This window comes from Enterobacter cloacae complex sp. IR5450 (assembly GCF_049238665.1).
Taxonomy (GTDB): domain Bacteria; phylum Pseudomonadota; class Gammaproteobacteria; order Enterobacterales; family Enterobacteriaceae; genus Enterobacter; species Enterobacter hormaechei_C.
Window position 1 is genome coordinate 160,937 of sequence record NZ_JBMKIC010000005.1, and the last position, 25,436, is coordinate 186,372.

Genomic DNA, 25,436 nt, shown 5'->3' on the forward strand with positions numbered 1-25,436 from the left:
CCAGAGGCAGAAATGACGAATAGTCGCGTAGAGAGTAGCAGCGGCAGAGCGGCACGCAAGCTGCGGCTCGCATTAATGGGACCGGCATTCATTGCCGCGATTGGCTACATCGATCCGGGTAATTTTGCGACCAACATTCAGGCCGGGGCCAGCTTCGGCTATAAACTGCTGTGGGTTGTGGTCTGGGCCAATCTGATGGCGATGCTGATTCAGATGCTCTCCGCGAAGCTGGGTATTGCTACCGGAAAAAACCTGGCGGAGCAAATCCGCGATCATTATCCACGTCCGGCAGTTTGGTTTTACTGGGTTCAGGCGGAAATTATCGCCATGGCCACCGATCTCGCCGAGTTTATCGGGGCGGCGATCGGCTTTAAGCTTATTCTGGGCGTCTCTCTGCTTCAGGGGGCCGTGCTGACCGGTATCGCCACTTTCCTGATTCTGATGCTCCAGCGGCGGGGGCAAAAACCGCTGGAGAAAGTCATCGGCGGCCTGCTGCTGTTCGTCGCTGCCGCCTATATTGTTGAGCTGATTTTCTCCCAGCCGAATCTGGCGCAGCTGACGAAAGGGATGGTGATCCCGTCGTTACCCACTTCTGAAGCCGTTTTTCTGGCTGCCGGGGTGCTGGGGGCGACCATTATGCCGCACGTCATTTATCTACACTCTTCATTAACCCAGAATCTGCATGGCGGGACGAGTAAAGAGCGCTACTCCGCCTCGAAATGGGATGTGGCTATCGCGATGACCATTGCCGGATTTGTGAATCTGGCGATGATGGCCACCGCCGCCGCCGCGTTCCACTTTAACGGGCATACCGGGGTTGCCGATCTTGACCAGGCTTACCTGACGCTGGAGCCGTTGCTGAGTCATGCCGCTGCCACTATTTTTGGTTTAAGCCTGGTTGCTGCGGGCCTTTCATCTACGGTTGTGGGGACACTGGCCGGGCAGGTGGTGATGCAGGGGTTCGTACGTTTCCATATTCCGCTGTGGGTTCGCCGCTCGGTCACGATGCTGCCTTCCTTTGTTGTGATCCTGATGGGGCTGGATCCGACCCGCATTCTGGTGATGAGTCAGGTGCTGCTGAGTTTCGGGATTGCGCTGGCGCTGGTGCCGCTGCTGATCTTCACCAGCAACAAATCACTGATGGGCGATCTGGTGAATTCGACGTGGGTGAAACGCGCCGGGTGGGCCATTGTGGTCGTGGTGGTGGCGTTAAACTTGTGGTTGCTGATAGGCACAGCCGCAGGCCTGTAAAAGAAAAAGGAGCCGGAAGGCTCCTTTTTGTTGTTAATGGTGATGGCCGTGACCGTGGCCTCTGCCTTTTCCGTGACCCCAGCCGCCACGGCGGTCGTCACGATCTTTCCAGCCTTCGCGGTAGCCGCGTTCGTAAGCCTTACGCTTATCCCAGCCACGGTGATAGCCGTTATCGTGTTTCCACCAGCGGTTTTGACGCCATTCATAATGGCGATGCCAGTAGTCACGGTCGCGCCAGTAGCCACCGTCCCAGTATCTGCCGTAGTCATCACGATCGCCAATTTGTAATTTAATCGATGGCAACAGGGTGATTTCGCCCGCATTGGCGACCAGCGGGGCCGAAGCCAGTAATACCGCTGCAAGAATCAGTGACCTGAACATACTCTTCTCCTTCACGATCGGGGCCGATGTGCGGCCTGTTAACGCAATTTTACGAGTTGGTAAACATTCGTTTCATCACCTCAACTCCTAAATCATGAATGAGAGCACTTTTTGCTAAAAGTGTTTTTAATCTGAACTGGACAGGATCGTATCTATCGTCTTCAACTCTTCCGCCGTGAACCGACAATTTTCAAGCACGCCTGCTGCATCATCAATTTGTCCGGTCTTGCTTGCGCCGATGAGCACGGATGTCACCGCATCGTGGCGCAGGATCCAGGCCAGTGCCATTTGCGACAGCTTTTGCCCCCGTTTTTCCGCCAGCGCATTCAGCTTACGTACCTTTTCCAGCTTTTTGTCGGTGATCTGTTCCGGATTAAGGAACTTACTGCCGCTTGCTGCGCGAGAATCCGCCGGGATGCCGTTCAGATAGCGATCGGTCAACTGTCCGCCCGCCAGTGGAGAGAAGGGGATACATCCCACCCCTTTTTGCTGCAACACGTCCAGCAACCCCTCTTCAGGCGCACGTTCAAACATGGAGTACTTCGGCTGGTGGATCAAACATGGCGTGCCCAGATCCTCCATTATTTCAATCGCCTGCCGTGCCATTTCTGCCGGGTAGTTGGACAGACCGATGTACAGCGCTTTGCCCTGACGCACCACATGGTCAAGCGCTTTCATGGTTTCACGTAGCGGCGTGTGTGGATCCGGGCGGTGGTGATAGAAGATATCGACATACTCCAGCCCCATACGCTTGAGGCTCTGGTCCAGGCTTGCGATCAGATATTTACGCGAGCCCCAGTCACCGTAAGGCCCGTCCCACATGGTGTAGCCCGCTTTAGTGGAGATGATCAGCTCATCGCGCCAGGGCAGGAAATCCTCCTGCAAAATGCGCCCAAAATTACGTTCGGCCGAACCAGGAGGCGGGCCGTAATTATTGGCAAGGTCAAAATGTGTAATACCCAAATTGAAAGCACGCTGTAAAAGTTGACGGCTGTTTTCGAGCAACGTCGCGTCGCCAAAATTATGCCACAGCCCCAGCGAGATGGCAGGAAGCTTAAGACCGCTTTGCCCACAGCGGCGATATTGCATTGTCTTATAACGATTTTTGTCAGGCTGATAACCCATTTGTGAGACCTCTGGCGCTGGAAAGAAACATCCGTGTATACGTTTACACTAATCTGAAGAAAATGAGCATAGCGCAGCTTTTTTCGTAAAGCATTCTTTCCAGCCCCTGATTGTCGTCAATTCTGGACACGCTTCACGCTTATTTAATACTCAGAGTGAGGTCAACGTCAGAAGGACACTTATAATATGCGTACCCCCTATTGCGTCGCCGATTACCTGCTGGACCGACTAACAGATTGTGGTGCCGATCATCTGTTTGGCGTGCCGGGCGACTATAACCTGCAATTTCTCGATCACGTGATAGACAGCCCGGACATCTGCTGGGTGGGCTGTGCCAACGAACTGAACGCGTCTTACGCCGCAGACGGCTATGCCCGCTGTAAGGGCTTTGCCGCACTTCTGACGACATTCGGCGTTGGGGAGTTAAGCGCCATGAACGGTGTGGCGGGCAGCTTTGCCGAACATGTTCCCGTCCTCCATATTGTAGGGGCCCCGGGTATGGCGGCGCAGCAGCGAGGAGAGTTACTGCACCATACGTTGGGCGACGGCGAGTTCCGCCACTTCTATCATATGAGCGAACCCATCACCGTTGCGCAGGCGGTGCTTACGGAACAAAACGCCTGCTATGAAATTGACAGAGTCCTGACCACCATGCTGCGGGAGCGCCGTCCGGGCTATCTGATGCTGCCCGCCGATGTGGCGAAAAAAGCCGCTACACCTCCTGTAAGCGCTCTCACTGTTAACCCCGCACCGGCCGATTCAGCCTGCTTGCAGGCGTTCCGTGAGGCTGCCGAAAAGCGCTTGTCTACGAGCAAACGTACCGCGCTGTTAGCGGACTTCCTGGTACTCCGCCACGGTCTGCGCGCGGCCCTTCAGACGTGGGTGAAAGAGGTGCCGATGGCACACGCCACCATGCTGATGGGCAAGGGCATTTTTGACGAACGACAGAGCGGTTTTTACGGCACTTACAGCGGATCGGCGAGCGCCGCGCCGGTCAAAGAGGCCATCGAGGGTGCTAATACGGTGCTGTGCATTGGCACGCGCTTTACCGATACGCTCACTGCCGGATTTACCCACCAGCTTACGCCAGACCAGACGATAGAGGTTCAGCCTCACGCGTCCCGCGTCGGCGACGTCTGGTTTACGGGTATCCCGATGAGGGAACGCTGACAGCGCTGTGTAAAACCTATGTTCGTGATACGCGAGCGCCATCGGATCACAGCGGCTTTTCGTTCCCGACTATTGAAGGGGCGCTGACTCAGGAGAGCTTCTGGCGTACCCTGCAAACGTTTATTCGCCCCGGAGACATTATTCTGGCTGACCAGGGAACGTCTGCTTTCGGCGCTATCGATCTGCGTTTACCGGCGGACGTGAACTTTATCGTCCAGCCGCTGTGGGGATCGATTGGCTACACGCTGGCGGCGGCGTTTGGCGCGCAAACGGCGTGTCCGAACCGACGCGTGATTGTCCTGACGGGTGACGGCGCCGCGCAGTTGACCATTCAGGAGCTGGGATCGATGCTGCGCGACAAGCAGCGCCCAATTATTCTGGTGCTTAACAACGAAGGATACACGGTGGAAAGGGCCATCCACGGGCCGGAGCAGCGCTATAACGACATTGCCCTCTGGAACTGGACGCAGATCCCGCAGGCGCTGAGCCTGGCGCCTCAGGCAGAGTGCTGGCGCGTCAGCGAAGCGGAAGCGCTGGCGGAGGTGCTGGATAAAGTGGCACACCATGAGCGGCTTTCGCTGATCGAGGTGATGCTGCCGAAAGCCGATATTCCGCCGCTGCTGAGCGCGCTGACCAAAGCGCTGGAGGCACGCAATAACGCCTGATTACCTGTCGTTTCGCCATCCCATTAGCATCGGTTTGCCCGCCAGCAGGAGCCAGGCGGGCAACATCACGATACAGAGCAGCGGCAGAAGCGTGGTATCCGGCACGACAACGGCCGCCATAAACAGGCTCAGCCACGCATCGCGCGTGACCACCAGTACCAGCCCCAGAATGGAACAGGAGACGGTAATCGCCGCAGGGACAGCGTCAACGTGCTCATGCAGCATCAGCCCCAGCGCGACGCCAACAAATACCGCCGGGAAGATTCGACCTCCCCTGAAACCACAGGCCGCAGCGACCACCAGCGCCGCCAGTTTTACCAGCGCGAACAGCAGATAATCGGAGACGCTGAAGACCTGGCTGAAGGCCAGCTGCTGCATCTCGTCCAGACCCTTAAACAGCGTAACCGTCCCGCCGATGGCGCCTAAAACGCCCAGAATAAAACCCCCCATGCCCAGGATCAGCACCGGATGCTTCAGCCTGTGCATCAGGCGATGCAGGCGAGGGAGACACCACACCGCGACCATCCCCAGCGCAATGGCGATCGCGACGACGACGGCGCCGCTGAAAATATCTGTGAGTTGCATCTGGCCGTAGTGGGGAATGGAGAGTGAAAAATGGGGATGGAAAAACAGGCTGGTGGTGAGGGCTCCCGCAGCGGCGGCCATTAGCGGCGCGAAGAGTTTATCCCAAAGCGGCACCTCATGATCACTGCTGAGCGTTTGCGAAAAAATGAGCGCAGCCGCGACCGGAGTGCCAAACAGCGCCCCGATGGTGCCTGCTGACGCCAGGATCGTCCAGTCCAGCGCGCCAACGCGCGGAAAAAGACGCGCCCCCAGAAAGACCGCCAGCGCGATATTAACCGCCATAATGGGATGTTCAGGCCCGAGGCTTACGCCGCCCGCAAGACCGATAATCAGCGCGATAATAAGCCCCGGCAGAGCAGAGGGAGAGACAGGGGCGCCAATCAAGGGTTCCAGTGCCGGGTCCGGCCCGGCATGACCCGGGCTATAGCGGATCACCAGCCCTACGGCAATCCCGGTCAGGGTCAGCATCATCATGATCCAGCCCGGCGAGTCAATGCTGATGCCGAGTTTTACCGGAAGCGCGGTCCATAAAATCGTTTGCAGCACCGCCGCCACTTTCATGACGACGATGAGCACCAGGCTCGACGCCACGCCAATAATCAGCGCCGGGACAGCCAATAACAGCATGGTTCTGGCTCGCGGATGGAGCATGATGATTTCCTTGTACAAAACGGCTTAACGTTACTTTGCACAATCAGCATTGTGGCAATAGTGCAAAAGGTGCTGAAACGGTAAAGTTATAATGTGACGAAGATCGATAATCCATGGGCAGTCACCTTCTGGTCGTTGTTGTTATCACGCCTTGAATTTACAGTGTCCCAAAGATTTATTCTGACTTTAGCGGAGCAGTAGAAGAATGACAAAGTATGCTTTGGTAGGTGATGTAGGCGGCACCAACGCGCGCCTTGCCCTGTGCGATGTGAACAGCGGTGAAATTTCTCAGGCGAAAACCTATTCAGGGCTGGATTACCCAAGCCTGGAAGCGGTGGTTCGCGTCTATCTGGAAGAGCATAAAGTGAGCGTTGAAGACGGTTGTATCGCCATCGCCTGTCCGATTACCGGCGACTGGGTGGCGATGACCAACCACACGTGGGCCTTCTCAATTGCCGAAATGCGGAAAAACCTCGGCTTCTCGCACCTTGAAATTATCAACGACTTCACTGCGGTTTCCATGGCTATCCCAATGCTTAAACCAGAGCATCTGATTCAGTTCGGCGGTACGGCCCCGGTTGAAGGCAAACCGATTGCCGTTTACGGCGCGGGAACCGGTCTGGGGGTGGCGCACCTGGTCCACGTCGACAAACGCTGGGTCAGCCTGCCGGGCGAGGGCGGTCACGTGGATTTTGCGCCGAACAGCGAAGAAGAGGGCATTATTCTTGAGGAGCTACGCGCCGAGATTGGTCACGTGTCGGCCGAGCGGGTGCTTTCTGGTCCGGGTCTGGTGAACCTGTATCGGGCGATTGTCAAATCAGACGGTCGTCTGCCGGAAAATCTGCAACCGAAAGATGTGACCGAACGCGCGCTGGCCGACAGCTGTATTGACTGCCGCCGTGCTTTGTCGCTGTTCTGCGTCATCATGGGGCGTTTTGGCGGCAACCTGGCGCTGAACCTTGGCACCTTTGGCGGGGTCTATATTGCGGGCGGGATCGTGCCGCGCTTCCTCGATTTCTTTACCGCCTCCGGCTTCCGTGGCGGCTTCGAAGACAAAGGCCGCTTCAGGAGCTATGTCCAGGACATTCCTGTTTACCTGATTGTCCACGACAACCCAGGCTTACTGGGATCCGGCGCGCATCTGCGTCAGGTTCTTGGTCAGATCCTCTGACGCTCATTTCCCTCTCCTGCGGGAGAGGGAACGTGCTACAGGTGCATGAGCTGGCGGAACTCTTTCACTCTGCTGCGGCTTACCGGCACCTGAAAATCCAGATCCTTCAGCCGCAATATATAGGTGTTGTTAAACCAGGGTTCGATTTCGCGGATCTTGTTCAGGTTGACGCAGAACGAGCGGTGGCAGCGGAAGAAGTGGGCGGCCGGGAGTTTATTGCAGAATTCGGTGATGTTCATCGCCATGACGTAGGATTCACGCCGCGTATAGACAAATGTCATTTTTTCATGCGCTTCGGCATAGTAAATATCGTCGACAGGCGTGACGATGATCCGTTCGTCCTTCACCAGATTAATCGTGTCGTTTTCCCGCGCTGCCGGGCTGGCACTGGCGGGTAAGGACTGCTGCTGCCACGCGGCTTCCAGCTTATGCAGCATGCTGATAATACGCGACTCCTGGTACGGCTTTAGAATATAGTCAAACGCCTCAAGCTCGAAGGCCTCCACGGCATGCTCTTTCCACGCGGTGACAAACACAATAAACGGCTTGTGGGCGAACTGATTGATATTTTGCGCCAGCAGGACGCCGTCCAGCGACGGAATATTAATATCGAGGAATATCGCGTCGACCCGGTTATGCTGTAAAAATTTCAGCACGTCCAGACCATCCTCAAAACAGCCAACAATCTCCATCTGGCTGTGGGTTTTGATAAGCCAGCTCAACTCCTGTTGAGCCAGAAATTCATCTTCTACGATGATGACTTTCATCTGTTACTCCGGCCTACGGCAACAAGGATATGGGGGCATTCACGGGCGTTCGCTCATTCGGAACATAAAAGGCAATTTCGGTGCCCGGCTCAAGGCGGTGAATATGCAGCCCGTCACCGTACAGCAGTTTGACCCGGTGATGCACATTCAGCAGTCCGATCTTGTTGCCCGGCATTTCGTTTGATTTGACGCGTTCGATAACTTTCGGATCGATGCCGTGCCCGGTATCGCGCACGGCGATACGCACGCGGTTACCGCTTTCCGTTACGCTAATTGTTACCACGCCTTTGCCTTTACACGGCTGAATACCGTGAACAATGGCGTTTTCCACCAGAGGCTGGATCAGCAGGCTTGGGATCACGCAGTTGACCTCTTCATCAATATCGTAAATGACCGTCAGCTTATCGCCAAAGCGAGCCTGCTCGATCGCGATGTAATCCTTGATTTGATACAGCTCTTTTTTGATGTCGATCTGCTCGTCGTCTTTTAGCTCAATGTTGTAGCGAAGATAGCGCGACAGATTAAATATCAGCTGCCGCGCGGTGTCCGGATTCAGACGGATGGAAGAGGAGATAGCGTTCAGCGCGTTAAACAGAAAATGGGGATTGATCTTGCTTTGCAGGGCGCGCAGCTCTGCCTTATTTGCCATCTCTCGCAGCTGCTCTGCACGCGAAACCTCTAGTTGAGTGGAGATGATCTGCGACAGGCCAATCGCCATCTCCTGGAGCGAGGAGGTGATTTGGTGCGCATGACAGTAGTAAATTTTCAGCGTCCCCGTGACCACGCCTTTTTCCCACAGCGGGATCACCAGCATTGAGTGGATCTCTGGCGTCCGGTGGGCTTCGTCATTGTTTTTAATGATGATTTTTCCGTAGTTAATCGCCTGTCTGGTGGTTGGGCTGATGGTGTCGTCGCTGTCGCGATAATTGTGCTCACCGACGCCAACGTAAGCCAGCACGTGATCAATATTGGTGATAGCGACCGCATCGGCATGAATATCACGGCGGATGATATCGCAAACCTGACGTAAAGATTCGGCGTTAACGTGCCGGAAAAGCGGCAGCGTCTTGTTGGCGATATCCAGCGCCAGCTTGGCCTGACGCGCGGCGCTGGCCTCTTTTTCACCTTCCACGCTTTGCACCAGCAGCACGATAAAACCGATACAGACGCTCCCGAGGATCATCGGAATACCGATCTTCGAGACGATATCCAGCCCCAGCGCAACGGTTGGCGCCCAGACGATGACCAGGATCATGGTCAGCGTTTCGCAGACCATCCCCGCGATAATCCCCGCACGCCAGTGCTGCTTTTTCGGGATTTTGCGGTTAATCCAGCCCGAGAGCAGCCCGGCAATAATGCTGGTGATAAAGCAGGGAACTGCCGTCACGCCGCCAATATCAATCAGGTATCGATGGGTGCCAGCGATAATGCCTGTGATAATCCCGACCCAGGGACCAAAGAGGATCCCGCCCGACATGACGGCGATGATGCGCACGTTCACCAGCGAGCCTTCTACCGGCACCCCGGACCAGGTGCTGAACAGGGCAAACATCGAAAAGATAAACGTGACGGCCAGCAGCTCTTTTGGCGAATGGGCAGATTTATGCAACAGTTCGCGGAACAAGCGGATGCGGATAAGGAAAAAGAGACAGATCAGCATTAATGCCGCGCGGTCGAACACCGCGAGGAGCATATTGAAGATTTCGTGCACGGTCAGGCCTGGGAAAACGGGAAAAATCTATGATAGAAAACATAGGGCCTGATGACCAGCTATCCATCAGATTTATCAAATGGGGAAAACCATAATTCTCAAAGGGGATTGCTGGCTTTTGACTAAAAGCCGGCGCTTTTCCGTTTGGGGAGAAACGTCAGGTAACGATACTGAAAATATTGTGTTAAATTGTAGAGCTTAAAACTGCCTGTTCGCGATAGGAGTTCCGCTTTTCACTGCAATCGCATTCCCGTTTTAGCGCAAAATATTGTTTTGCCGTTATCCTCTCGACAGCGTCTTTTTCTTCAGGTTATTTTCTAAGCATGCCACACGGGTGGCAGCGTCGCTCGGACGGTCCGGGCGCTAACGTGACTCTGAGGAATCTATGGCTGAATTCAGTCCTGAACGCCGTTTTACGCGTATCGATCGTCTCCCCCCTTATGTTTTCAATATCACTGCTGAACTGAAAATGGCTGCGCGTCGGCGCGGCGAAGACATTATCGATTTCAGTATGGGTAACCCTGACGGCCCAACGCCGCCGCACATTGTTGAGAAACTCTGCACGGTTGCCCAGCGTCCCGATACCCATGGGTATTCCACCTCACGCGGCATTCCACGCTTACGTCGGGCGATCTCCCGCTGGTATCAGGATCGTTATCAGGTCGATATCGATCCTGAAAATGAAGCGATTGTGACCATTGGCTCCAAAGAGGGGCTGGCCCACCTGATGCTGGCGACGCTGGATCACGGCGATACCGTACTGGTGCCGAATCCGAGCTACCCGATTCACATCTATGGGGCGGTGATTGCCGGGGCGCAGGTGCGTTCTGTCCCGCTGGTGGAAGGCGTCGACTTCTTTAACGAGCTGGAACGGGCGATTCGTGAAAGCTATCCGAAGCCGAAAATGATGATCCTCGGTTTCCCGTCAAACCCAACGGCACAATGCGTTGAACTCGAATTCTTCGAGAAAGTGGTCGCGCTGGCTAAGCGTTACGACGTGCTGGTGGTACACGATCTCGCCTACGCCGATATCGTTTATGATGGCTGGAAAGCGCCGTCAATTATGCAGGTACCGGGTGCCCGTGATGTGGCGGTTGAGTTTTTCACCCTGTCGAAAAGCTACAACATGGCGGGCTGGCGAATTGGTTTTATGGTGGGAAACAAAACGCTGGTGAGTGCCCTGGCGCGTATTAAAAGCTACCATGACTATGGCACCTTTACGCCGTTACAGGTCGCGGCCATCGCGGCGCTGGAAGGGGATCAGCAGTGCGTGCTCGATATTGCCGCTCAGTACAAACGCCGTCGTGATGTGCTGGTAAAAGGGCTTCATGAAGCAGGCTGGATGGTGGAAATGCCTAAAGCCTCCATGTACGTCTGGGCGAAAATCCCCGAGCCGTATGCGGCGATGGGTTCTCTGGAATTTGCCAAAAAACTGCTTCAGGATGCGAAGGTTTGCGTCTCTCCAGGCATTGGCTTTGGTGACTACGGTGACACGCATGTGCGTTTCGCGCTGATTGAAAACAGCGACCGTATTCGTCAGGCAGTGCGGGGCATTAAAAGCATGTTCCGTGCGGATGGCCTGCTTGCAGCGAAGAGCGTTGCGGAACAACCCGAGTCGTAACAGACCCCAAAAAAAACAGGCGCCAACGGCGCCTGTTTTTTTGACTGCATTTTCTTAACTAGATCATCAGAGCAAACGTTCCGGCCCAAACTAAAACAATAACCGAAATGCCCATAAAGAAATATTTCACGTTTCATCGCTCCGCGTATCTTCCGGTACGCATTAAAAAAACAGAGTCCAACTGAGTATAGAGAGTTGAAATCATGCGAAAGGGGAAATCGGAATTATCCCGTTACGTCGCTAACTTCAGCTCTGAATTCTGTGCTTTCCTGTCGCCAGACGGCGCTAATGTACGCCTAAATTTCAGGAGTGACAAGAGGCATTTTTTTAAATAATTTCCTACACTTACGAGTGTCGTGGAACGGCGACAGTTTGATTTCGGTACGCAATAAATGCCTGTTGAGCGACGGTCGATAAAAGCCGTTACGCACTGTGATTACAGGTGTTTGAAAAGGTTAGTTTCTTAGCGAAACTAACCTTCGAAAGGGGTCAGATATAGAGTGAGGCTTCGCCCAGGGGACGGGTTTTAAAGCGGCGGTGCATCCACAGATACTGCTCAGGCGCACGCATAATCTCAAACTCAATCACCTTATTGATAAAGGTCGCGGCTTCACTCTCATCTTCAGGATAGTTCGCCATCTCTGGGGAGATATGCAGACGATAGCCTGACTTATCCGCTTTTCTGACCATGGTCACCGTCAACATCGCGGCGCCTGAGAGACGTGAAATCACAAAGGTACCGTTCGTCGTAGCGACATCTTTAACCGCAAAGAAAGGGGCAAAGCTGCTGCCTTTAGGACCGTAGTCCTGATCCGGGGCAAACCAGACTGCTTCACCTTTTTTCAGGGCGCCAACCATACCGCGCAAATTGTTACGGCTGATCATCGCCTTATTTGAACGCATGCGGCCCCGCGTTTGTACCCATTCCATCAGCGCGCTGTTATGCGGGCGATAGGTTGCCATCATCGGCTGACAAAGGCCCATAACGCGGCCACCCAGCTCAAGCGACATAAAATGCACACCCACAACCATCACGCCGCGGTTTTGCATCTGGGCACGTTTAAGGTTATCCAGACCTTCCACGTCAAACCATTTACGGACACGCTCGTCTGGCCAGAACCAGGCCATACCGGTTTCAAGCAGCGCCATACCGATAGATTTAAAGTTTTCCGCAATCAGCGTTTCGCGCTGCTGCGCATTGTAATGCGGAAAGCAAAGTTCGAGATTTTTTCGGGCAATGGACTCACGACGCTTAAGGAAGTGACGCGATGCGCTGCCGAGCTTCGAACCCAGGAAACGGATCACGGGATAAGGAAGTTGAACCAGCAGCCAAAGTACGCCAAGGCCAAACCACGTAAACCAGTAGCGCGGGTGCAGAAATGCCCGCTGAAATTTGGATTGAGACAAAATAGTGGAACCTATGTAAAGCCTGTGAAGGTAGCGCAGACTTCGCGATACCACGTGCCATTAAGACCGTAGGACGAGGTCATGGTTGCAGGCTTTACCATTCTTTACGACGTTGCCTGGCCATTGCTGACTTGGGTGGGCGGCATAATGTAGCACCGTTATACATTATGAGCTATCACTCGTTTTTGTTTAAAAAAGCGGCAATTGCGGAGTGGTTTGATTTTGCTATTGTTAAATCTGCGTTCCCGCATGCCTCCTGAAGGTGCAGACCATGGAAACCTACCTGCAAACGGTGAAAGAAGAATGGGTGAAGCTAATTAATGAAACCGATCCCGATGTGCATCGGCTTGCGACTGAGCTTGCCAGGGACAACGCAACGCCCCTGGTCGCTGAATTCTATCGTGTTGTGCTGGCAGATCCGTCGGCAGCGGAATTCCTGACCACCGAACAGGTGGAGAGGCAGCTTCAGGAGGCGCTTCGTCGCTGGCTTATTGATGTGCTCTCATGCCGTGTGGAGCAGGTTGAAGAGCAGATGCGGGCGCAGCAGCGCGCTGCGGATGTTCATGCCCGTATTGGTATTTCGGTTGATTTAGTTGAAATGGGCTTCCGTGTTCTGAAAAAGCTGCTGTTACCTGTCATTACTACCAGCGCCCATTCGCCTGAGGTGAAGCTGCATATTTATCACTACGCGATTAACAGTATCGATCTGGCCATGGAAGTGATGTCGCGGGCCTATGTATTTAGCGAGAACAATGCGGCGAAAGAGGACGAAAATTACCGCATCTTTTCCTTAATGGAGAACGCAGAAGAGGAGAAGGAGAGACAGACCGCGGCGCTGCTGTCATGGGAAATGGTGCTTCTGTATAAGATCACGCTTAATTCCAGTATCGGCAACAGTCTGCCGCTGGGGCAGTCTGAATTTGGACTGTGGTTTAGCCATAAAGGTCGGCACTATTTCAGCGGGATCGCTGAGGCTGGTCATATCTCTCGTCTGATTCAGGAATTCGATGACCTTTTTAACGAGGTCCGTCTTTCAGGGCAGGGTCTGAGTGATAAAGCGCAGCGGGATAAATTCTTGCAGCGAATGCGTAATACGCTCTCGCAAATCATCACGCTTTTGCGCGAACTGTTTGACGAAGTGTCGCGACACGAGGTGGGGGTTGATGTCCTGACCCGCCTGTTGAATCGCCGTTTCCTGCCAACCATCTTCAAACGCGAAATCCTGCACGCCACCCGGGCGGGAACAAAGCTCTCGACGCTGCTGATTGACGTCGACAAATTTAAACAAATCAACGATACCTGGGGGCACAATACCGGGGACGAGATCCTGCGAAAAGTCTCCGGCGCGTTCTACGACAACGTGCGAACCTGTGATTACGTTTTTCGCTACGGCGGCGATGAATTTCTGATTGTGCTAACGGAAATCTCAGAGGTGGACGCGCTGCGAATCGCCGAGCGTATCCGCAGGCGGGTGGAAAAAATCAAGGTTAACTCCCCAACCGGCGATATTATCCCGCTCTCCCTCTCGATAGGCGTGGCGATGTTCAACGGGCATCCCGATTACGAGCGATTGATTCAGGCGGCGGATGAAGCTTTATACGGCGCGAAACAGCGTGGCCGAAACTGCGTGGAGCTTTGGAAGGGGGCGTAAGGAAATACAGAAGTGTCCCCTGCAGGAATCGAACCTGCAACTAGCCCTTAGGAGGGGCTCGTTATATCCATTTAACTAAGAGGACGTAGAAATAACTGATTTTTAAGTGTTCGTCTTGTGTTGCATGTTATCCCAATAGTCCACGCAGCTTCAAGCTTTTAGTCTCTTTTATTTCCTGTTCGTTCATGTCTGTACGCAAAGAAAATCATTTGGTTCACTTGCCATTGCGTACAGATTGAGTACAGAATGCTGAAAATCAGTGTGTACAGGATACAGAGCCGTGGCCCTCAGTGATACCAAACTACGCAGCATCAATGACAAGCCATACAACGGCGCGCCAGAAGTAACAGATGGCGACGGTCTCAGCGTGCGTATAACCCCTACCGGAACGATTACGTTTCAGTTTCGGTACCGATGGAACGGTAAACCTGTTCGCCTTTCTATTGGACGCTATCCAGCTACCTCTCTGAAAGAAGCGCGCGTAATAGTCGGCGAGATGCGCGAATTGTACCTCAAGGGGCTAAACCCTAAAAATTATTTTGCCAAAGAGGATGGCGAGCTGACGCTGAAAGAGTGTCTCGATCAGTGGTGGAACAAGTATGTTGAAACCCTGAAGCCTAATACACAGACTTTATACAAGTCAGTTGTGTACAACACTATGTACACAGAATTCCCGGATGCCCCCGTCGTCAACATCCCTGTTTCAGCATGGGTTAGGTTTTTCGATAAGCAGGAAAAGAAAAACGGCAAAAAGGCCAGGGTACTTCTCCTGCAGCTGCGATCAGTAATGAACTGGTGTATCAGCCGACAACTCATACCTTCGTGCGAGGTTCTGAAGCTCAGCGTTAAGACGATAGGAAAGAAGCCGGATGTTGGTAGCAGGGTTTTAACCTATACCGAACTGGCAAAAATATGGCTCGCGCTGGAAAACAACAAGATCGTTACTTCCAACAAGGTGCTTCACCAACTGTTGTTGTTGTGGGGAGCCAGATTGTCAGAACTTCGCCTGGCTACTAACAGTGAATTCAATATGGACGATCTTATTTGGACTACTCCAGCTGAGCATTCAAAAATGGGGAATGTTATTCGTCGTCCTGTTTTTGAGCAGGTAAAGCCTTTTGTAGAGAGGCTTTTAAATTCGGGTAACACCGTCCTGTTCCCTGGCCAGGAACTGGATAAGGCAATAGATCGTTCGTCAGCAAATCTCTACATGAAAAAACTAAGGGATAAAATTGATATACCTGAATGGAGAACGCACGATTTCAGGCGCTCACTGGTAACGAATTTGTCAGGGGAGGGAGTTATGCCCCATGTCACCGAAAAGATGCTGGGGCATGAACTGGGTGGTGTGATGGCCGTGTACAACAAACACGACTGGCTGGTGGAGCAGAAAGAGGCTTATGAAATGTATGCCGATAAAATATTCTGGCATGTTAAACAGCTCGGTTGACGCCGCCCTCTTCAATCCATTTCATAACTGCTTTACGGCTGTAGCGTGACGGATATGTGAGAACAGGATTGGGGAAACCACGTTCTTTGCGTAAGCGCCAAACAGCAGTTTTTTTCTTTTTGAGCAGGTCGAATACTTCCTGCTCCTCCATAAAATCAGTAGTAGTCATAAATACCTCATCAAAAATTACCGTTAAAAACACACGTACCACACCCGCCGCGAGCGCCTTCAGTGCAGACATCGCAGCGATCTACTTTTTTGATTTTACCGTCTCCTCCTGCTGCATTGCTCCCTGCATGGCGGCGCGGCAGGCGTCTTCAATATGATTTCTAATACGTTTCCGGCATTCGTCCTGATTATCTGCGTAAGTAGACATTATTCCATCAACGGCAAGACTTATAGCCTCATCAGGAACTACCGGCGCTGGCGGGGCGGTGCGATACAGAAGCACATCACCCATCTCTTTTCTGGATGCTGGCCATACATCTGCATCAGCGCCAGATTTGAGATAATCAAGATTGGACTGGTCGATAACGCACACAGCCTCCGCTTCGAGCGATGCCAGCGCAATACGCGCCAGCTCTGCAATTTCTTCGCCGAGAATAGCCCCGACATTTTCACGTCTGGATAATTCCGTCAGTCTCTCTTTGGTGAATGTCATGGGTTAGTCCTCCCAGTCAGGCGTTCACGAATGGTTAGCTTGCGGGATGCGCGAAGTGTCTCGCTATCAGCGACCTCAACCACCACGTAAGCACATTCACAGAATGGCTTTTTTCGCTGGCTGGATAAGTAAGCTGCATCTTTCTCTGCCGATTCTCGGCATGTTGCTTCAAGCTGATGAACCGTGAATCCCTTGCTATGCACATGACAGCCGTGAATTACTGCGATATAACGAGCCATATCACTCTCCCTTAGCGGTGCCAGCGCCTGGCATATCGCACATGTTTGTCGGATGCGGGTTTTCGCGAATAATCCGTGCCATTCTTGCCGCCGGGGTTTCTGTCTCTTCGTTGAACTCACTAATAACAGCCGCCAGCTTTTCAGCGTCAGAAGGTGAAATATCCCCATCGATAAACATCACCGGCTTACGCTGTAGTGCTTCCAACTCAGCGATGCGAGTACGTGCTGCTGTGAGTTCGTCCATGTGCTCACGAAGGCTGTCAGTTGCTGCCTCCAGCTTGTCAAAGTCAGGGTTGAAGTTTGCCAGTTGAGCTAACTGGTCTTTCAGGAAGTCGATGCTCTTGTCTTTGGCTTCCAGCTCATCCAGCAGCGCCAGCACGGTGACGGGGTTGGCGGCGGCGATGAATGCAGCATCACGCGCTTCATTTTCACTGAACACCATGGCTATTTGCTCATTGTTCACGCCGTCAGTGGAGTAAATCTCATCGTCGAATTCAACGGCCCACTGACCTTTCGTAGCCTTCTCAGCCGCTTCACGTAATGCGCGTTTGTCGATGTTGCTCATTGGGCGGCCTCCTCGCAGACGTGCATTTCAGGCTCATCAGCCTTGTAGTAACCACCACAGATTTTGCAGGGAACTACCGGAACTTCATCGTAATTTGAGGTTCCAGTAATCATGATTTTTCTCCATGACGCTGCGCGGCGATAGCTTTGTGCTCGTCGATAATTTCCACGACTTCTGCATGGACCAATCCTTCAAGAGAGATAACACCTGTGTCGCTTATACCCGCCAGGCTGATCAGTTCTACAAGACGCCGCGCTTTCTTCACGCTAATTTCCGGCGCTATCACGCTGCGGGTAACTTTCTTCTTACCCTTTGCGGCAGCTGAAGCTTTATCCTTCTGAAGAACCTCACCGGCCTTTTCGCCGAACTCTTTTACACGATCAACTGCCACATCTACGGACACGGTCCCGGATTTAACTTCTTTCTGAACGTCATGGTTAGCTGTGCTAAGAAGCAGAAGCTTTTCGACAGTAGGAACAGACTTGTTGACTAGTTTTGCGATCTCGCTGGTGGTCTGGTTGAAAGCGTTATGCAACTCCTGAATAACTGCAGCCTGTTCCATGTCGGAGAGCGGCAGCTGGTTGTTACTGGTCATGATGCGCGCCAGGCGCTGAACATCGTTACCGTTGAACGGCATGATGTGAATGCGGTCCACTGGCTTGCCAGCTTCAGCGCAGCGCGCATAGCAGCGACGGCGGCGGTGACCTTCTACAACCCACACACCACCTTCATCACGTGCGATAACTTCCAGCGGTGGAACTGATCCGCCGTTCATCAGGTAGTTGAACAGGTCATTGTCAGCCTGGCGGGTGCGTTCATCGTCTTCACGCTTGTTGAAACCTTCACGAACGTGGATATCTGAAAGAGCGATAAACATCCCGGTATCGGTGCGCTTAATCACACCGGCCCTGGTCATTTGCTTGAATGAGTTAGCCATTAGAGAGTGACCTCATTATTCAGGGGAATGACGACACGAGGCAGCTCACGGAGTTCTCGCTGAGCTTCCAGCAGGTGCATGTTGGTAGGCTTTTTGGTGTGGCGCTCTTCTATGCGGTCGCACTCTTTGGCCCAGCTGGCAACATCCTCGCGCAGGATAGCGTTCTGCTCAGCCAGTTCCTTACGCTGCGCCATCGCTTCGCAAAGCGCTACGCTGGTGATATCTAGACGGTTAGCAAGCTCATTCATAAGCTGAGCTGATGCAACTGGCAGGAACTTAGCGGCGATACGAGCGGCTTCGATCAACTGCTCTCTGGTCATGCGTGGTTGTAACTCGGTGACGTTCTGTGTGTTCGTCATGGATAGTTTCTCCGTGTTATAAGCGCTCTGCACAGCGCTAAATTCTTGGCCTTACAACTTAGAAGAGGCCGCCTTGGTCTTTAGGGGAGGTACGTTTTCTCCGGGTAACTTCAGCTTTTGAAACCTGTTTATCTGCCCAGGCTTTCGCATGCCTCATCACATCGTCGAAAATCGCGCCTTTCTTACTGGCTTGTGACATACGTTTATATAAATCAATTGCTTGCCACGCCCCCCCTGAGCCACCGAAGAGGAAAAACCTTGCTTTATCAGCTGTTCCCTCACGTTTTTCTCAATAAATTCGAGGTGGTTCATCAGTCCTCCAGTGGAAATATCCGCTTGAATTTTGGTTGAATGAATCCCTCGCCGGGTGGCGACAAAAAATAATTTGGGTTCGTTTTAATAAGCGCCCGAGGCAGGGCACTTAGTGAAACGGGCGGCTGCAACCGCCTTTTAGTTTCTCCACAATTGGGAGCGCGTTCCCCTGAGTTGATTTAACGACTGAGGCCTCTCAAGGAACCGGCTGAACGCGCTTTCAGTTGTGAAAAGGGGCGGTCGACATTAAGGACATTCACAACTGCCGACCGCCAAGACTACACACAGCATCTGGTACAGCTACTACGGGTTTACCACGGTCCTAAGGCGTGATTGGGTTGTGGTGGCCGGTGACTAACTCCGGCTTACGCCTAACAGCACGTCCTCTGCCTTTTCAATTCACCACAACGGAAAGAGCACTGCCTGAGATGGATATTCGCGCCCAGGTGTGAAACGCAAACATCAGTGCTCTTACCTGTTATGGCCTCGTCTCTTCCGAGGTGTCACACCTGATCGCCACGCTGGTGAAACGTCTCTGGCTGTCGTACACAACTGGCTTGCACATTCCGGCTACCCGCTGGATCTGGATATGTCTTGCAAGGAATCCCCGGACCGCTGCGGCACATGTGCCATATGCCGTACTGCTAACTGTTAGTAGCTAATGAAATTAATATGTACCAATAGTTCAATTATGTAAAGTACCAAAAGTACATTTAATGATTGCAATGCAATAATGTATTGATTTTTCGGGTTATTTATTTTTATCAGATAATGATGTTATGATTAAATAAACATCAGAAAGGGGCGCATTAATGGATTTGGACGATGAAAGGGTAAGTATGATTGTTCATGCCATGGGCAGGGCGGTTAAGGATTTGTCGCTCTCAGGCCAGCCATTGACGCAGGAAGCTATCATCAAGAAGCTGGAACAGTATCGCAGAGAAACGGGCAATGTGATCGGCAAGGGAGTTAACAGGGATGCTGCGGAGATAGTGAGGAAAGGTAGTAAGGCTGTGAAGTAAGCATTAAAACCCGGCCTGACGCCCGGGTCATTTGATAAAGTATTTAGAAAAGACAGCTAAAAGCACAGTTATGACTAGAGCTGTAATGATTTTCCATGTTTGAGCATTCAACTCTTTATGTAGCTCTGTCTTTACTGACTGAATATCTTCTTTTGAAGCTAGCTTGTCTTTGATGATTGCAACATCGGTTACAAGGGTTGCGACTTTTGTTTCAAGCTCTTTCACTCTCTGAAGCATATCGTCACCTCCGCCACTGCCGCTACCATGCTCAGTATTATGAGGTGCATAATTTGTGTTTTCAAGGTTAGGACTATTTAATTTAAAAAGCTCTCCCATCTACTCAAAATCCCCCGCTACGATAAAGTGACTTTCCTTAATATCAATTAGATTTCCTTTATTCCCGTCTGCCCCGCTGTCATAGAGGGAAACCTTCGCAGTGTATAAACCTGGGTTTGTTAACCTTATGCCTTTCAGGTAGAAAGAAGAAACGGAGGAGTAGTGATCTTTGTTTGGGTATCCACTGCCTAATACGTTGAAAGTGCTTTCACCATCGAATGTAGGATCAATAACAGATTTATCATTAAAAGTTACGTCAATCTCGTTCCAGTAAATTTTAGATGTATCTGTTAAAAATCCGCACGTCACAACTAATGAATAGATCTTAAGTGGGTCAACATCAAAAAGAACCACGTTTGGAGTGTTAAAACCGGCAGCCGCCATTCCTTCCTGCAATAAAGTGGTATAAATAAATAAAACCTTTTCATAAATCATAATCTTAATTCCGCAGAAAGGAACTTAAACCAGCCGCAGCTTCGTCTCTACAGCTTGTTATACGCTATTGACTCATGGATGAGGGCTTTGCCCATGATGTATAGCTGGTCCTGATTCTCTTCAGTTACGTACCAGTCTTTGTATGCCGGGTTATCTGAAAGCACGGCTAACTGTAATCCCTGCATTTGCAGACGTTTGACATGAAAGTGTTGCCCGAAAACAAATGCATAAACTCCGTCAACCTTGAAGTTCCTCACTGACACATCAAAGAAGAGGCGGTCACCAGATTGAATCGTTGGGCACATGCTGTCACCGTCTACAGTCATGACCTTCACATCGTGCTGAGGTCGGTTACCAAAGAGGGAGCGCGCATGTTCACTTGTGAACTCAATAGCATGCAGAACTTCTACAAACTCAGAAATCATGAACGAGCCTGGCCCCGCACTGACAGTCAGGTCGAGAACGTCGACGCGGTAAACGTCATTGGCAATACTGGCTTGTCTTTTGATAATCCCATCCTCAGAAGAGTCACCTAACAGGTAAGTGGCAGACGTGCCAAGATAAGCTGCTAATTCCTGCAACTTTCCGCGCCTTGGTATTGCTTCCCCGTTAAACCATTTGCTCACAGCTTTAGGTGTTAGCTTCATTTTCTTAGCAATTTCTGCCTGTCGACCATGAATCTGTAAACCAGCTTTTTCACAGGCCAGCGCTAGCCTTTTGGAGAAGTCTTGTCGCGCTCTTTCTTCCTGAACCATGAGTTCAATAATAGGTGTACTTGCGTGAACTATCAGTTCCGTCATAATATGTACTTTAAGTTCATAAAGTGAGGTTCATATGCAAGAGAAAAAACTCCCAACTCTTACCGAAGCAATTAAGGAGATTGGTGTAATTACCATTTCTTCTGCTTGCGGATGTAGTGCTCGTTCCATCTATAAGTGGATGAAAAAAGGATGTCTGCCTCGTACAGATTTTACTGGCGAGACTAACTATGCGGAAAAAATCGCTTTAGCCTCCGAGGGAAAATTCTCAAAGGAATTGATCAAGGCGATTAGTCGTCCCCAAAAGCCTACAGATTCAGCGGTTTGATAGAAACCACAGAAAAGAGGATATGACCGTGGGTATAGAACCTGAATGGAAAGTTGAGAAGCAGCCCGCATGGCTGGTGGCTGCAATCAGGAAGACAATTGCCGCTTTGCCAGGCGGATACGCTGAAGCGGCGGAGATTCTGGACGAAACCCAGAACTCACTCTTTAACCGCCTTCGTGCTGGTGGCGACCAGATCTTTCCAATGGGCTGGGCAATGGTGCTGCAAAGCGCTGCTGGAGTAAGTTACATCGCTGACGCGTTCTCTCGTGAAACTGATAACGGAATTCACGTTCCCGGCGCCGTGCCTGATGATGAAAACGAAGAGATTGGCCTGAAACTGGCCGAGCTGGTGGGGAGGCTTGGTGAGCTGGTCAACGCTTACCGTCATTACATTGAAGATGGTGTGGTTGACCGGAGCGAGTGGCAAAGTCTTAACGATATCGCATATCAGTTCAGGGTCACTCTCATGACGTTCCTGAACCTTATTTCCCGTGTTTATTGCCTCCCAGAAATGGGTGAGGCCCGCGAGTGTGCAGCTCCGGGCCCCTTGGCGTGTCGTATCAGTGGAGAAACTAACGCATGAACAGTGTAACGGTAAACAACCGTCTCCCGCAACTACGTGGTATTCCCGTTGTTGGCACCTCGTCGTTTCGGTATGAGCGGATGGTATCAGGCCGCTGGGTTCCATGTAACCACAGCAGGGCTATGGCGATTGTGGGTGTCTGGCGTCGGAAGGGGAGAGCGCTATGCGAGAACTTAACCGGCGTTTCAGAGATCACTATGGCGTCCCGGTGCGCGTCATCAGATGGGAGCCCGAGACCCGACGCGTTATATACCTCCGCGAAGGGTACGATCATGAGTGCTTCAGCCCTCTTGAGCAATTCCAGCGTAAATTTACAGAGTTAAAGGACGACCATGAGCACTAAATTAACCGGTTACGTTTGGGACGCTTGCGCTTCTTCAGGCATGAAGCTGTCCAGCGTTGCCATCATGGCGCGCCTGGCAGACTTCAGCAGTGATGAAGGGGTTAGCTGGCCTTCTATTGCTACCATCGCGCGCCAGATTGGTGCTGGCGAGAGCACGGTTCGCACAGCTATATCTCAGCTGGAAAAAGACGGTTGGTTAACCCGCCAGCAGCGTCGTAAAGGCAACCGCAATGCATCGAATGTTTACCAGCTCAATGTTTCGAAATTACAGGCAGCTGCCTTTTCTCACCTGTCAGAATCTGACGCGTCAAAATCTGATGCATCAAAATCCGACCCGTCAAAATTTGATGCGTCGAAAAACAGTAATAATGGCAGTTTTCACCCGTCAGAATCTGGTGGGGATCCGTCAGTAAAATCAACTACTGATCCATCAGATAAAAAACCTAATTGTCAGGTTGCGTCGCAACCCGACACTGCATGTGTCAATCAGGTTGATTTGATAACTGGTCAGGCAGTCTTAATCCTCAACCATCTCAATGACGTTACTGGTAAGACATTCCGCAAGGGGAAAAGCTCCCTGGATAATATTCGCGCCAGACTTCGTGAGAACTTCACACACGATGAGTTGCTGTTGGTTATTGATTACAAGCACGAGCAGTGGAAAGACACGAAATACTACGAACACATGCAGCCAACAACTTTGTTCAGGCCGACCAAGTTCGAAGGATATTTGCAGAACGCGTTGCGCTGGAATAGCAAAGGCCGACCTAAGCGTGAGGACTGGGACGCTGTCCGCAAACAAGATCCATTGAAATTCGGTCAGCCAGACAAAGCCATCCCGGCAGGCTTCAGAGGAGCGAACTCATGAGCCTTCTGAAAGATATTCAAATTTTCATCGCTGAAAACCCTGGGTTAACTAACAAACAGATCGCAGCTTCAATGCCTCAGTACCGCCTTCATGCTGTACAGCGCGGTGTATGCCATCTGGTCAAACTAAATCGCGCAACCCGCCAGCATAACGGTAAGTGCTACCAGTATTTTGCCAAAGCGCCGGGTGGTGACGTTAGCGAGGGGCGTTCTGCAATAAAAATTAACCGGGCAGATACACCAGCTGTATCAGAACAGGAAGAAGCTCTGAATCCGGCTGTGACCACAATGATGGATAAGGCTCAAGGCCTGTTTGAAAAAGGGCTCTACCAGCGGGCAGCCACGGTTCTGATGGATGCCTTCAATCGCTCTAAGAACGAAGAGCAGAGGATGAAGATACTGATTGAGCGTCAGCGTTACCTGAGCATGGCGCCGAAAGTGAAAGCACCCTCTAATGCATGGTGTCTGGCTGGCCGAGCGAGGAATGTCTGATGAAATATTCACTGATTTATGCCGACCCTGCGTGGGAATACGGGAACACCATCAGTAATGGCGCTGCAAATAACCATTACGGCACGATGAAGCTTATCGACATGAAGCGCCTCGCGGTTTGGGACCTGGCTGCCGAGGATGCTGTTCTGGCTATGTGGTTCACCGGTACACACACCCGAGAGGCTATCGAGCTGGCTGAAGCGTGGGGCTTTAAGGTCCGCACGATGAAGGGCTTTACCTGGGTAAAGTTCAACCCACTGGCAGAGAAGCATATCAACAAAGTACTTCAGGCAGGCCGTGTGGAAGATTTTTACGACTTCCTCGACCTGCTGAACGCACAGACACGCATGAACGGCGGGAACTACACCCGAGCCAATACCGAAGACCTATTGATCGCCACCAGGGGAAATGGACTTGAACGCAAGTGCGCCAGCATCAAGCAGGTTATTTACAGCCCACTCGGTGAGCACAGCCAGAAGCCAGCAGAGGCGCGTTTCCGTCTGGAGAAGCTTTACGGTGATGTTCCACGCATCGAACTATTCAGCCGTTGCGGTGCGCCTGGCTGGGACCACTGGGGAAATCAATCTGAATCACCAGCTGTTGAGCTTATACCGGCAGTTGCCGTTCCCATGAAAAAACTACAGGAGCGCGCCGCATGAAAAAGCTATCTACCGAGCATGAGAACGCTGTGCGTGATGTAGCCCGTCAATGCAACGATGCCATCAAAAAAGCCCTAAAGCAGAAGCCAAAGCCAAGCTGGAATGTCGTAGTGCCTCCGATCCTGAAGGAGTACCACGAGAAGGTTAAACCTATGGGAGTTAGCCTGGTGATGTTCAACAGCGTAATCGGACGCCTGAACGGGCGTTATGGAGTCGAGTCATGATCGAATTAACGCCGCGTCAGAATGAAGTGTTCGAAGCTATCAAGGTTCATATCGAAAAGGCTGGCTTCCCACCTACGATGCTGGAGCTTGCCGGATTAATTGGCTGCGCATCACCGAACGCTGCTGCTGAGCACGTGAAGGCACTTAAGAAAAAGGGTTACCTCTCCATTGCTCCTGGCGCTGCCAGGGGCATTACCGTCGTCAAAACAGAATTGGACTCTGATCCGGTAGCGATCATTAAAGGCCTGTTATCCGGTGGAGACATGGCCAGAGATAATGCGGTGGAATGGCTAAAAAAGCAGGGGGTGACCTTATGAAACTGGTGCTCCCGTTCCCGCCGAGCGTAAACACATATTGGCGTCTTCAGACAAAGGGGCCAATGAAAGGCCGTGTGCTTATCAGCGAAAAGGGAAGGGCATATAAATCCAACGTAAGAAGGTCAGTGATAGAGCAACTACGAGCTATGCCAAAGGCATCCACTGCATTCGCAGACGTTGAAATAATTCTCTATCCGCCAGACTACCGCGACCGCGACATAGATAACTTCAACAAAGCTATTTTTGATGCTCTGACATATGCCTCTGTGTGGGTCGATGATAAGCAGGTTAAGCGGCTAACTGTTGAGTGGGGCGAGAAGGTGAAGGGCGGAAAGGTTGAATTAACGATTGTTCAGTTCAAACCGAGGGCGGGTGCAGCCGCCTGATAAGTGG

General features: G+C 51.9%; 32 protein-coding genes, 1 tRNA gene and 1 pseudogene. 16 read left to right on the top strand and 18 right to left on the bottom strand.

What is annotated here, in order from left to right:
- The first annotated feature begins 12 nt into the window (after nucleotides 1-12).
- The gene (locus ACOTYB_RS06780; RefSeq protein ID WP_003861343.1) at nucleotides 13-1,251 is read left to right on the top strand and encodes an Nramp family divalent metal transporter; all 1,239 of its coding nucleotides are present in this window, start codon (nucleotides 13-15) and stop codon (nucleotides 1,249-1,251) included.
- A 33-nt stretch (nucleotides 1,252-1,284) separates the two neighbouring features.
- On the opposite strand, the gene ypeC is transcribed toward ACOTYB_RS06780, so the two are convergent.
- Together ypeC and mgrA are read right to left on the bottom strand one after the other, a co-directional pair.
- Nucleotides 1,285-1,632, bottom strand: coding sequence for a DUF2502 domain-containing protein YpeC (gene ypeC / locus ACOTYB_RS06785; protein ID WP_003861345.1), 348 nt, complete (start codon nucleotides 1,630-1,632; stop codon nucleotides 1,285-1,287).
- A 126-nt stretch (nucleotides 1,633-1,758) separates the two neighbouring features.
- Nucleotides 1,759-2,757, bottom strand: a complete 999-nt coding sequence (mgrA, locus tag ACOTYB_RS06790; protein ID WP_220153263.1) for an L-glyceraldehyde 3-phosphate reductase — start codon at nucleotides 2,755-2,757, stop codon at nucleotides 1,759-1,761.
- 186 nt (nucleotides 2,758-2,943) lie between these two features.
- Here mgrA and ipdC point away from each other — a divergent pair.
- Nucleotides 2,944-4,592, top strand: a pseudogene (gene ipdC / locus ACOTYB_RS06795) (indolepyruvate decarboxylase).
- Here ipdC and ACOTYB_RS06800 read toward each other — a convergent pair.
- Nucleotides 4,593-5,828 (bottom strand): ion channel protein, encoded by a 1,236-nt coding sequence (locus ACOTYB_RS06800; RefSeq protein WP_045141727.1) that lies wholly within the window; start codon nucleotides 5,826-5,828, stop codon nucleotides 4,593-4,595.
- A 205-nt stretch (nucleotides 5,829-6,033) separates the two neighbouring features.
- Here ACOTYB_RS06800 and glk point away from each other — a divergent pair, with 205 nt between their 5' ends.
- Nucleotides 6,034-6,999: a glucokinase gene (gene glk / locus ACOTYB_RS06805; RefSeq protein WP_003861352.1), complete on the top strand. Its 966-nt coding sequence runs from the start codon at nucleotides 6,034-6,036 to the stop codon at nucleotides 6,997-6,999.
- Between the two features lie 35 nt (nucleotides 7,000-7,034).
- Here glk and ACOTYB_RS06810 read toward each other — a convergent pair whose 3' ends face one another.
- Both ACOTYB_RS06810 and ACOTYB_RS06815 read right to left on the bottom strand, forming a co-directional pair.
- The gene (locus tag ACOTYB_RS06810) at nucleotides 7,035-7,766 is read right to left on the bottom strand and encodes a LytR/AlgR family response regulator transcription factor (RefSeq protein ID WP_003861354.1); all 732 of its coding nucleotides are present in this window, start codon (nucleotides 7,764-7,766) and stop codon (nucleotides 7,035-7,037) included.
- 13 nt (nucleotides 7,767-7,779) lie between these two features.
- Nucleotides 7,780-9,477 carry a sensor histidine kinase gene (locus ACOTYB_RS06815; RefSeq protein WP_003861356.1) on the bottom strand — a complete coding sequence of 566 codons (1,698 nt, stop codon included), beginning with the start codon at nucleotides 9,475-9,477 and terminating at the stop codon, nucleotides 7,780-7,782.
- Nucleotides 9,478-9,862: 385 nt separating this feature from the next.
- Between ACOTYB_RS06815 and alaC the strand changes: the two genes are divergently transcribed.
- On the top strand, nucleotides 9,863-11,098 hold the full coding sequence (alaC, locus tag ACOTYB_RS06820) for an alanine transaminase (protein ID WP_023314600.1): 1,236 nt from the start codon (nucleotides 9,863-9,865) through the stop codon (nucleotides 11,096-11,098).
- Nucleotides 11,099-11,156: 58 nt separating this feature from the next.
- On the opposite strand, the gene ypdK is transcribed toward alaC, so the two are convergent.
- Complete coding sequence (gene ypdK / locus ACOTYB_RS06825) at nucleotides 11,157-11,228, bottom strand: membrane protein YpdK (protein WP_099458937.1); 72 nt, start codon at nucleotides 11,226-11,228, stop codon at nucleotides 11,157-11,159.
- A gap of 359 nt (nucleotides 11,229-11,587) precedes the next feature.
- Nucleotides 11,588-12,508 (bottom strand): kdo(2)-lipid IV(A) palmitoleoyltransferase, encoded by a 921-nt coding sequence (gene lpxP / locus ACOTYB_RS06830; protein WP_086527955.1) that lies wholly within the window; start codon nucleotides 12,506-12,508, stop codon nucleotides 11,588-11,590.
- A gap of 268 nt (nucleotides 12,509-12,776) precedes the next feature.
- On the opposite strand from lpxP, the gene ACOTYB_RS06835 reads away from it, so the two are divergent.
- A complete protein-coding gene (locus ACOTYB_RS06835) occupies nucleotides 12,777-14,156 on the top strand; it encodes a diguanylate cyclase (RefSeq protein WP_220153261.1) in 1,380 nt (459 codons plus the stop codon).
- A 13-nt stretch (nucleotides 14,157-14,169) separates the two neighbouring features.
- On the opposite strand, the gene ACOTYB_RS06840 is transcribed toward ACOTYB_RS06835, so the two are convergent.
- Nucleotides 14,170-14,241, bottom strand: a tRNA-Arg gene (locus tag ACOTYB_RS06840).
- A 195-nt stretch (nucleotides 14,242-14,436) separates the two neighbouring features.
- Here ACOTYB_RS06840 and ACOTYB_RS06845 point away from each other — a divergent pair.
- The gene (locus ACOTYB_RS06845; protein ID WP_032634979.1) at nucleotides 14,437-15,606 is read left to right on the top strand and encodes a tyrosine-type recombinase/integrase; all 1,170 of its coding nucleotides are present in this window, start codon (nucleotides 14,437-14,439) and stop codon (nucleotides 15,604-15,606) included.
- On the opposite strand, the gene ACOTYB_RS06850 is transcribed toward ACOTYB_RS06845, so the two are convergent.
- From ACOTYB_RS06850 to ACOTYB_RS06880, 7 genes are all read right to left on the bottom strand, one after another.
- Complete coding sequence (locus tag ACOTYB_RS06850; protein WP_165298120.1) at nucleotides 15,590-15,775, bottom strand: DNA-binding protein; 186 nt, start codon at nucleotides 15,773-15,775, stop codon at nucleotides 15,590-15,592. The two genes, ACOTYB_RS06845 and ACOTYB_RS06850, sit on opposite strands and share 17 nt — an antisense overlap.
- An 81-nt stretch (nucleotides 15,776-15,856) precedes the next feature.
- Nucleotides 15,857-16,267 carry a hypothetical protein gene (locus tag ACOTYB_RS06855; RefSeq protein ID WP_251842240.1) on the bottom strand — a complete coding sequence of 137 codons (411 nt, stop codon included), beginning with the start codon at nucleotides 16,265-16,267 and terminating at the stop codon, nucleotides 15,857-15,859.
- Entirely contained in the window at nucleotides 16,264-16,506 is a 243-nt protein-coding gene (locus tag ACOTYB_RS06860; RefSeq protein WP_251842241.1) for a hypothetical protein, read from the bottom strand. Before ACOTYB_RS06860 ends, ACOTYB_RS06855 begins: the two co-directional genes overlap by 4 nt.
- Before the next feature lies 1 nt (nucleotide 16,507).
- Nucleotides 16,508-17,071 carry an ead/Ea22-like family protein gene (locus tag ACOTYB_RS06865; RefSeq protein WP_251842242.1) on the bottom strand — a complete coding sequence of 188 codons (564 nt, stop codon included), beginning with the start codon at nucleotides 17,069-17,071 and terminating at the stop codon, nucleotides 16,508-16,510.
- Between the two features lie 109 nt (nucleotides 17,072-17,180).
- A complete protein-coding gene (locus ACOTYB_RS06870; RefSeq protein ID WP_421765780.1) occupies nucleotides 17,181-18,008 on the bottom strand; it encodes a chromosome partitioning protein ParB in 828 nt (275 codons plus the stop codon).
- Nucleotides 18,008-18,367 (bottom strand): hypothetical protein, encoded by a 360-nt coding sequence (locus tag ACOTYB_RS06875; protein WP_248191177.1) that lies wholly within the window; start codon nucleotides 18,365-18,367, stop codon nucleotides 18,008-18,010. Before ACOTYB_RS06875 ends, ACOTYB_RS06870 begins: the two co-directional genes overlap by 1 nt.
- Before the next feature lie 156 nt (nucleotides 18,368-18,523).
- The gene (locus ACOTYB_RS06880) at nucleotides 18,524-18,679 is read right to left on the bottom strand and encodes a hypothetical protein (RefSeq protein ID WP_421765781.1); all 156 of its coding nucleotides are present in this window, start codon (nucleotides 18,677-18,679) and stop codon (nucleotides 18,524-18,526) included.
- Nucleotides 18,680-19,491: 812 nt separating this feature from the next.
- On the opposite strand from ACOTYB_RS06880, the gene ACOTYB_RS06885 reads away from it, so the two are divergent.
- A complete protein-coding gene (locus tag ACOTYB_RS06885; RefSeq protein ID WP_048229423.1) occupies nucleotides 19,492-19,701 on the top strand; it encodes a hypothetical protein in 210 nt (69 codons plus the stop codon).
- 27 nt (nucleotides 19,702-19,728) lie between these two features.
- Here ACOTYB_RS06885 and ACOTYB_RS06890 read toward each other — a convergent pair whose 3' ends face one another.
- Genes ACOTYB_RS06890 through ACOTYB_RS06900 form a run of 3 tightly spaced genes read right to left on the bottom strand, consistent with a single transcriptional unit; the run spans nucleotide 19,729 to nucleotide 21,272 of the window.
- Nucleotides 19,729-20,037, bottom strand: a complete 309-nt coding sequence (locus ACOTYB_RS06890; protein ID WP_224019211.1) for a hypothetical protein — start codon at nucleotides 20,035-20,037, stop codon at nucleotides 19,729-19,731.
- Nucleotides 20,038-20,472, bottom strand: coding sequence for a hypothetical protein (locus tag ACOTYB_RS06895; protein WP_032619905.1), 435 nt, complete (start codon nucleotides 20,470-20,472; stop codon nucleotides 20,038-20,040). It abuts the gene before it with no gap.
- Between the two features lie 47 nt (nucleotides 20,473-20,519).
- Nucleotides 20,520-21,272 (bottom strand): XRE family transcriptional regulator, encoded by a 753-nt coding sequence (locus ACOTYB_RS06900; RefSeq protein WP_047727474.1) that lies wholly within the window; start codon nucleotides 21,270-21,272, stop codon nucleotides 20,520-20,522.
- 34 nt (nucleotides 21,273-21,306) lie between these two features.
- Between ACOTYB_RS06900 and ACOTYB_RS06905 the strand changes: the two genes are divergently transcribed.
- The 9 genes from ACOTYB_RS06905 (at nucleotide 21,307) to ACOTYB_RS06945 (ending at nucleotide 25,429) form a co-directional block, all read left to right on the top strand.
- Nucleotides 21,307-21,558, top strand: a complete 252-nt coding sequence (locus ACOTYB_RS06905) for a hypothetical protein (RefSeq protein WP_071842884.1) — start codon at nucleotides 21,307-21,309, stop codon at nucleotides 21,556-21,558.
- Nucleotides 21,559-21,580: 22 nt separating this feature from the next.
- Nucleotides 21,581-22,141: a YmfL family putative regulatory protein gene (locus ACOTYB_RS06910; protein ID WP_006809184.1), complete on the top strand. Its 561-nt coding sequence runs from the start codon at nucleotides 21,581-21,583 to the stop codon at nucleotides 22,139-22,141.
- A 163-nt stretch (nucleotides 22,142-22,304) separates the two neighbouring features.
- Nucleotides 22,305-22,484, top strand: coding sequence for a DUF4222 domain-containing protein (locus ACOTYB_RS06915; RefSeq protein WP_032619902.1), 180 nt, complete (start codon nucleotides 22,305-22,307; stop codon nucleotides 22,482-22,484).
- Nucleotides 22,474-23,352 (top strand): conserved phage C-terminal domain-containing protein, encoded by an 879-nt coding sequence (locus ACOTYB_RS06920; RefSeq protein WP_045895837.1) that lies wholly within the window; start codon nucleotides 22,474-22,476, stop codon nucleotides 23,350-23,352. The genes ACOTYB_RS06915 and ACOTYB_RS06920 overlap by 11 nt, the downstream gene beginning before the upstream one ends.
- Nucleotides 23,349-23,843: a hypothetical protein gene (locus ACOTYB_RS06925; protein ID WP_048229426.1), complete on the top strand. Its 495-nt coding sequence runs from the start codon at nucleotides 23,349-23,351 to the stop codon at nucleotides 23,841-23,843. The genes ACOTYB_RS06920 and ACOTYB_RS06925 overlap by 4 nt, the downstream gene beginning before the upstream one ends.
- A complete protein-coding gene (locus ACOTYB_RS06930) occupies nucleotides 23,843-24,502 on the top strand; it encodes an MT-A70 family methyltransferase (protein WP_048229428.1) in 660 nt (219 codons plus the stop codon). Before ACOTYB_RS06925 ends, ACOTYB_RS06930 begins: the two co-directional genes overlap by 1 nt.
- The gene (locus tag ACOTYB_RS06935) at nucleotides 24,499-24,726 is read left to right on the top strand and encodes a hypothetical protein (RefSeq protein ID WP_022650831.1); all 228 of its coding nucleotides are present in this window, start codon (nucleotides 24,499-24,501) and stop codon (nucleotides 24,724-24,726) included. The genes ACOTYB_RS06930 and ACOTYB_RS06935 overlap by 4 nt, the downstream gene beginning before the upstream one ends.
- Nucleotides 24,723-25,043 carry a LexA family transcriptional regulator gene (locus tag ACOTYB_RS06940; RefSeq protein WP_421765782.1) on the top strand — a complete coding sequence of 107 codons (321 nt, stop codon included), beginning with the start codon at nucleotides 24,723-24,725 and terminating at the stop codon, nucleotides 25,041-25,043. Before ACOTYB_RS06935 ends, ACOTYB_RS06940 begins: the two co-directional genes overlap by 4 nt.
- Nucleotides 25,040-25,429, top strand: a complete 390-nt coding sequence (locus ACOTYB_RS06945; RefSeq protein ID WP_421765783.1) for a RusA family crossover junction endodeoxyribonuclease — start codon at nucleotides 25,040-25,042, stop codon at nucleotides 25,427-25,429. The genes ACOTYB_RS06940 and ACOTYB_RS06945 overlap by 4 nt, the downstream gene beginning before the upstream one ends.
- The last annotated feature ends 7 nt before the right edge of the window (nucleotides 25,430-25,436 follow it).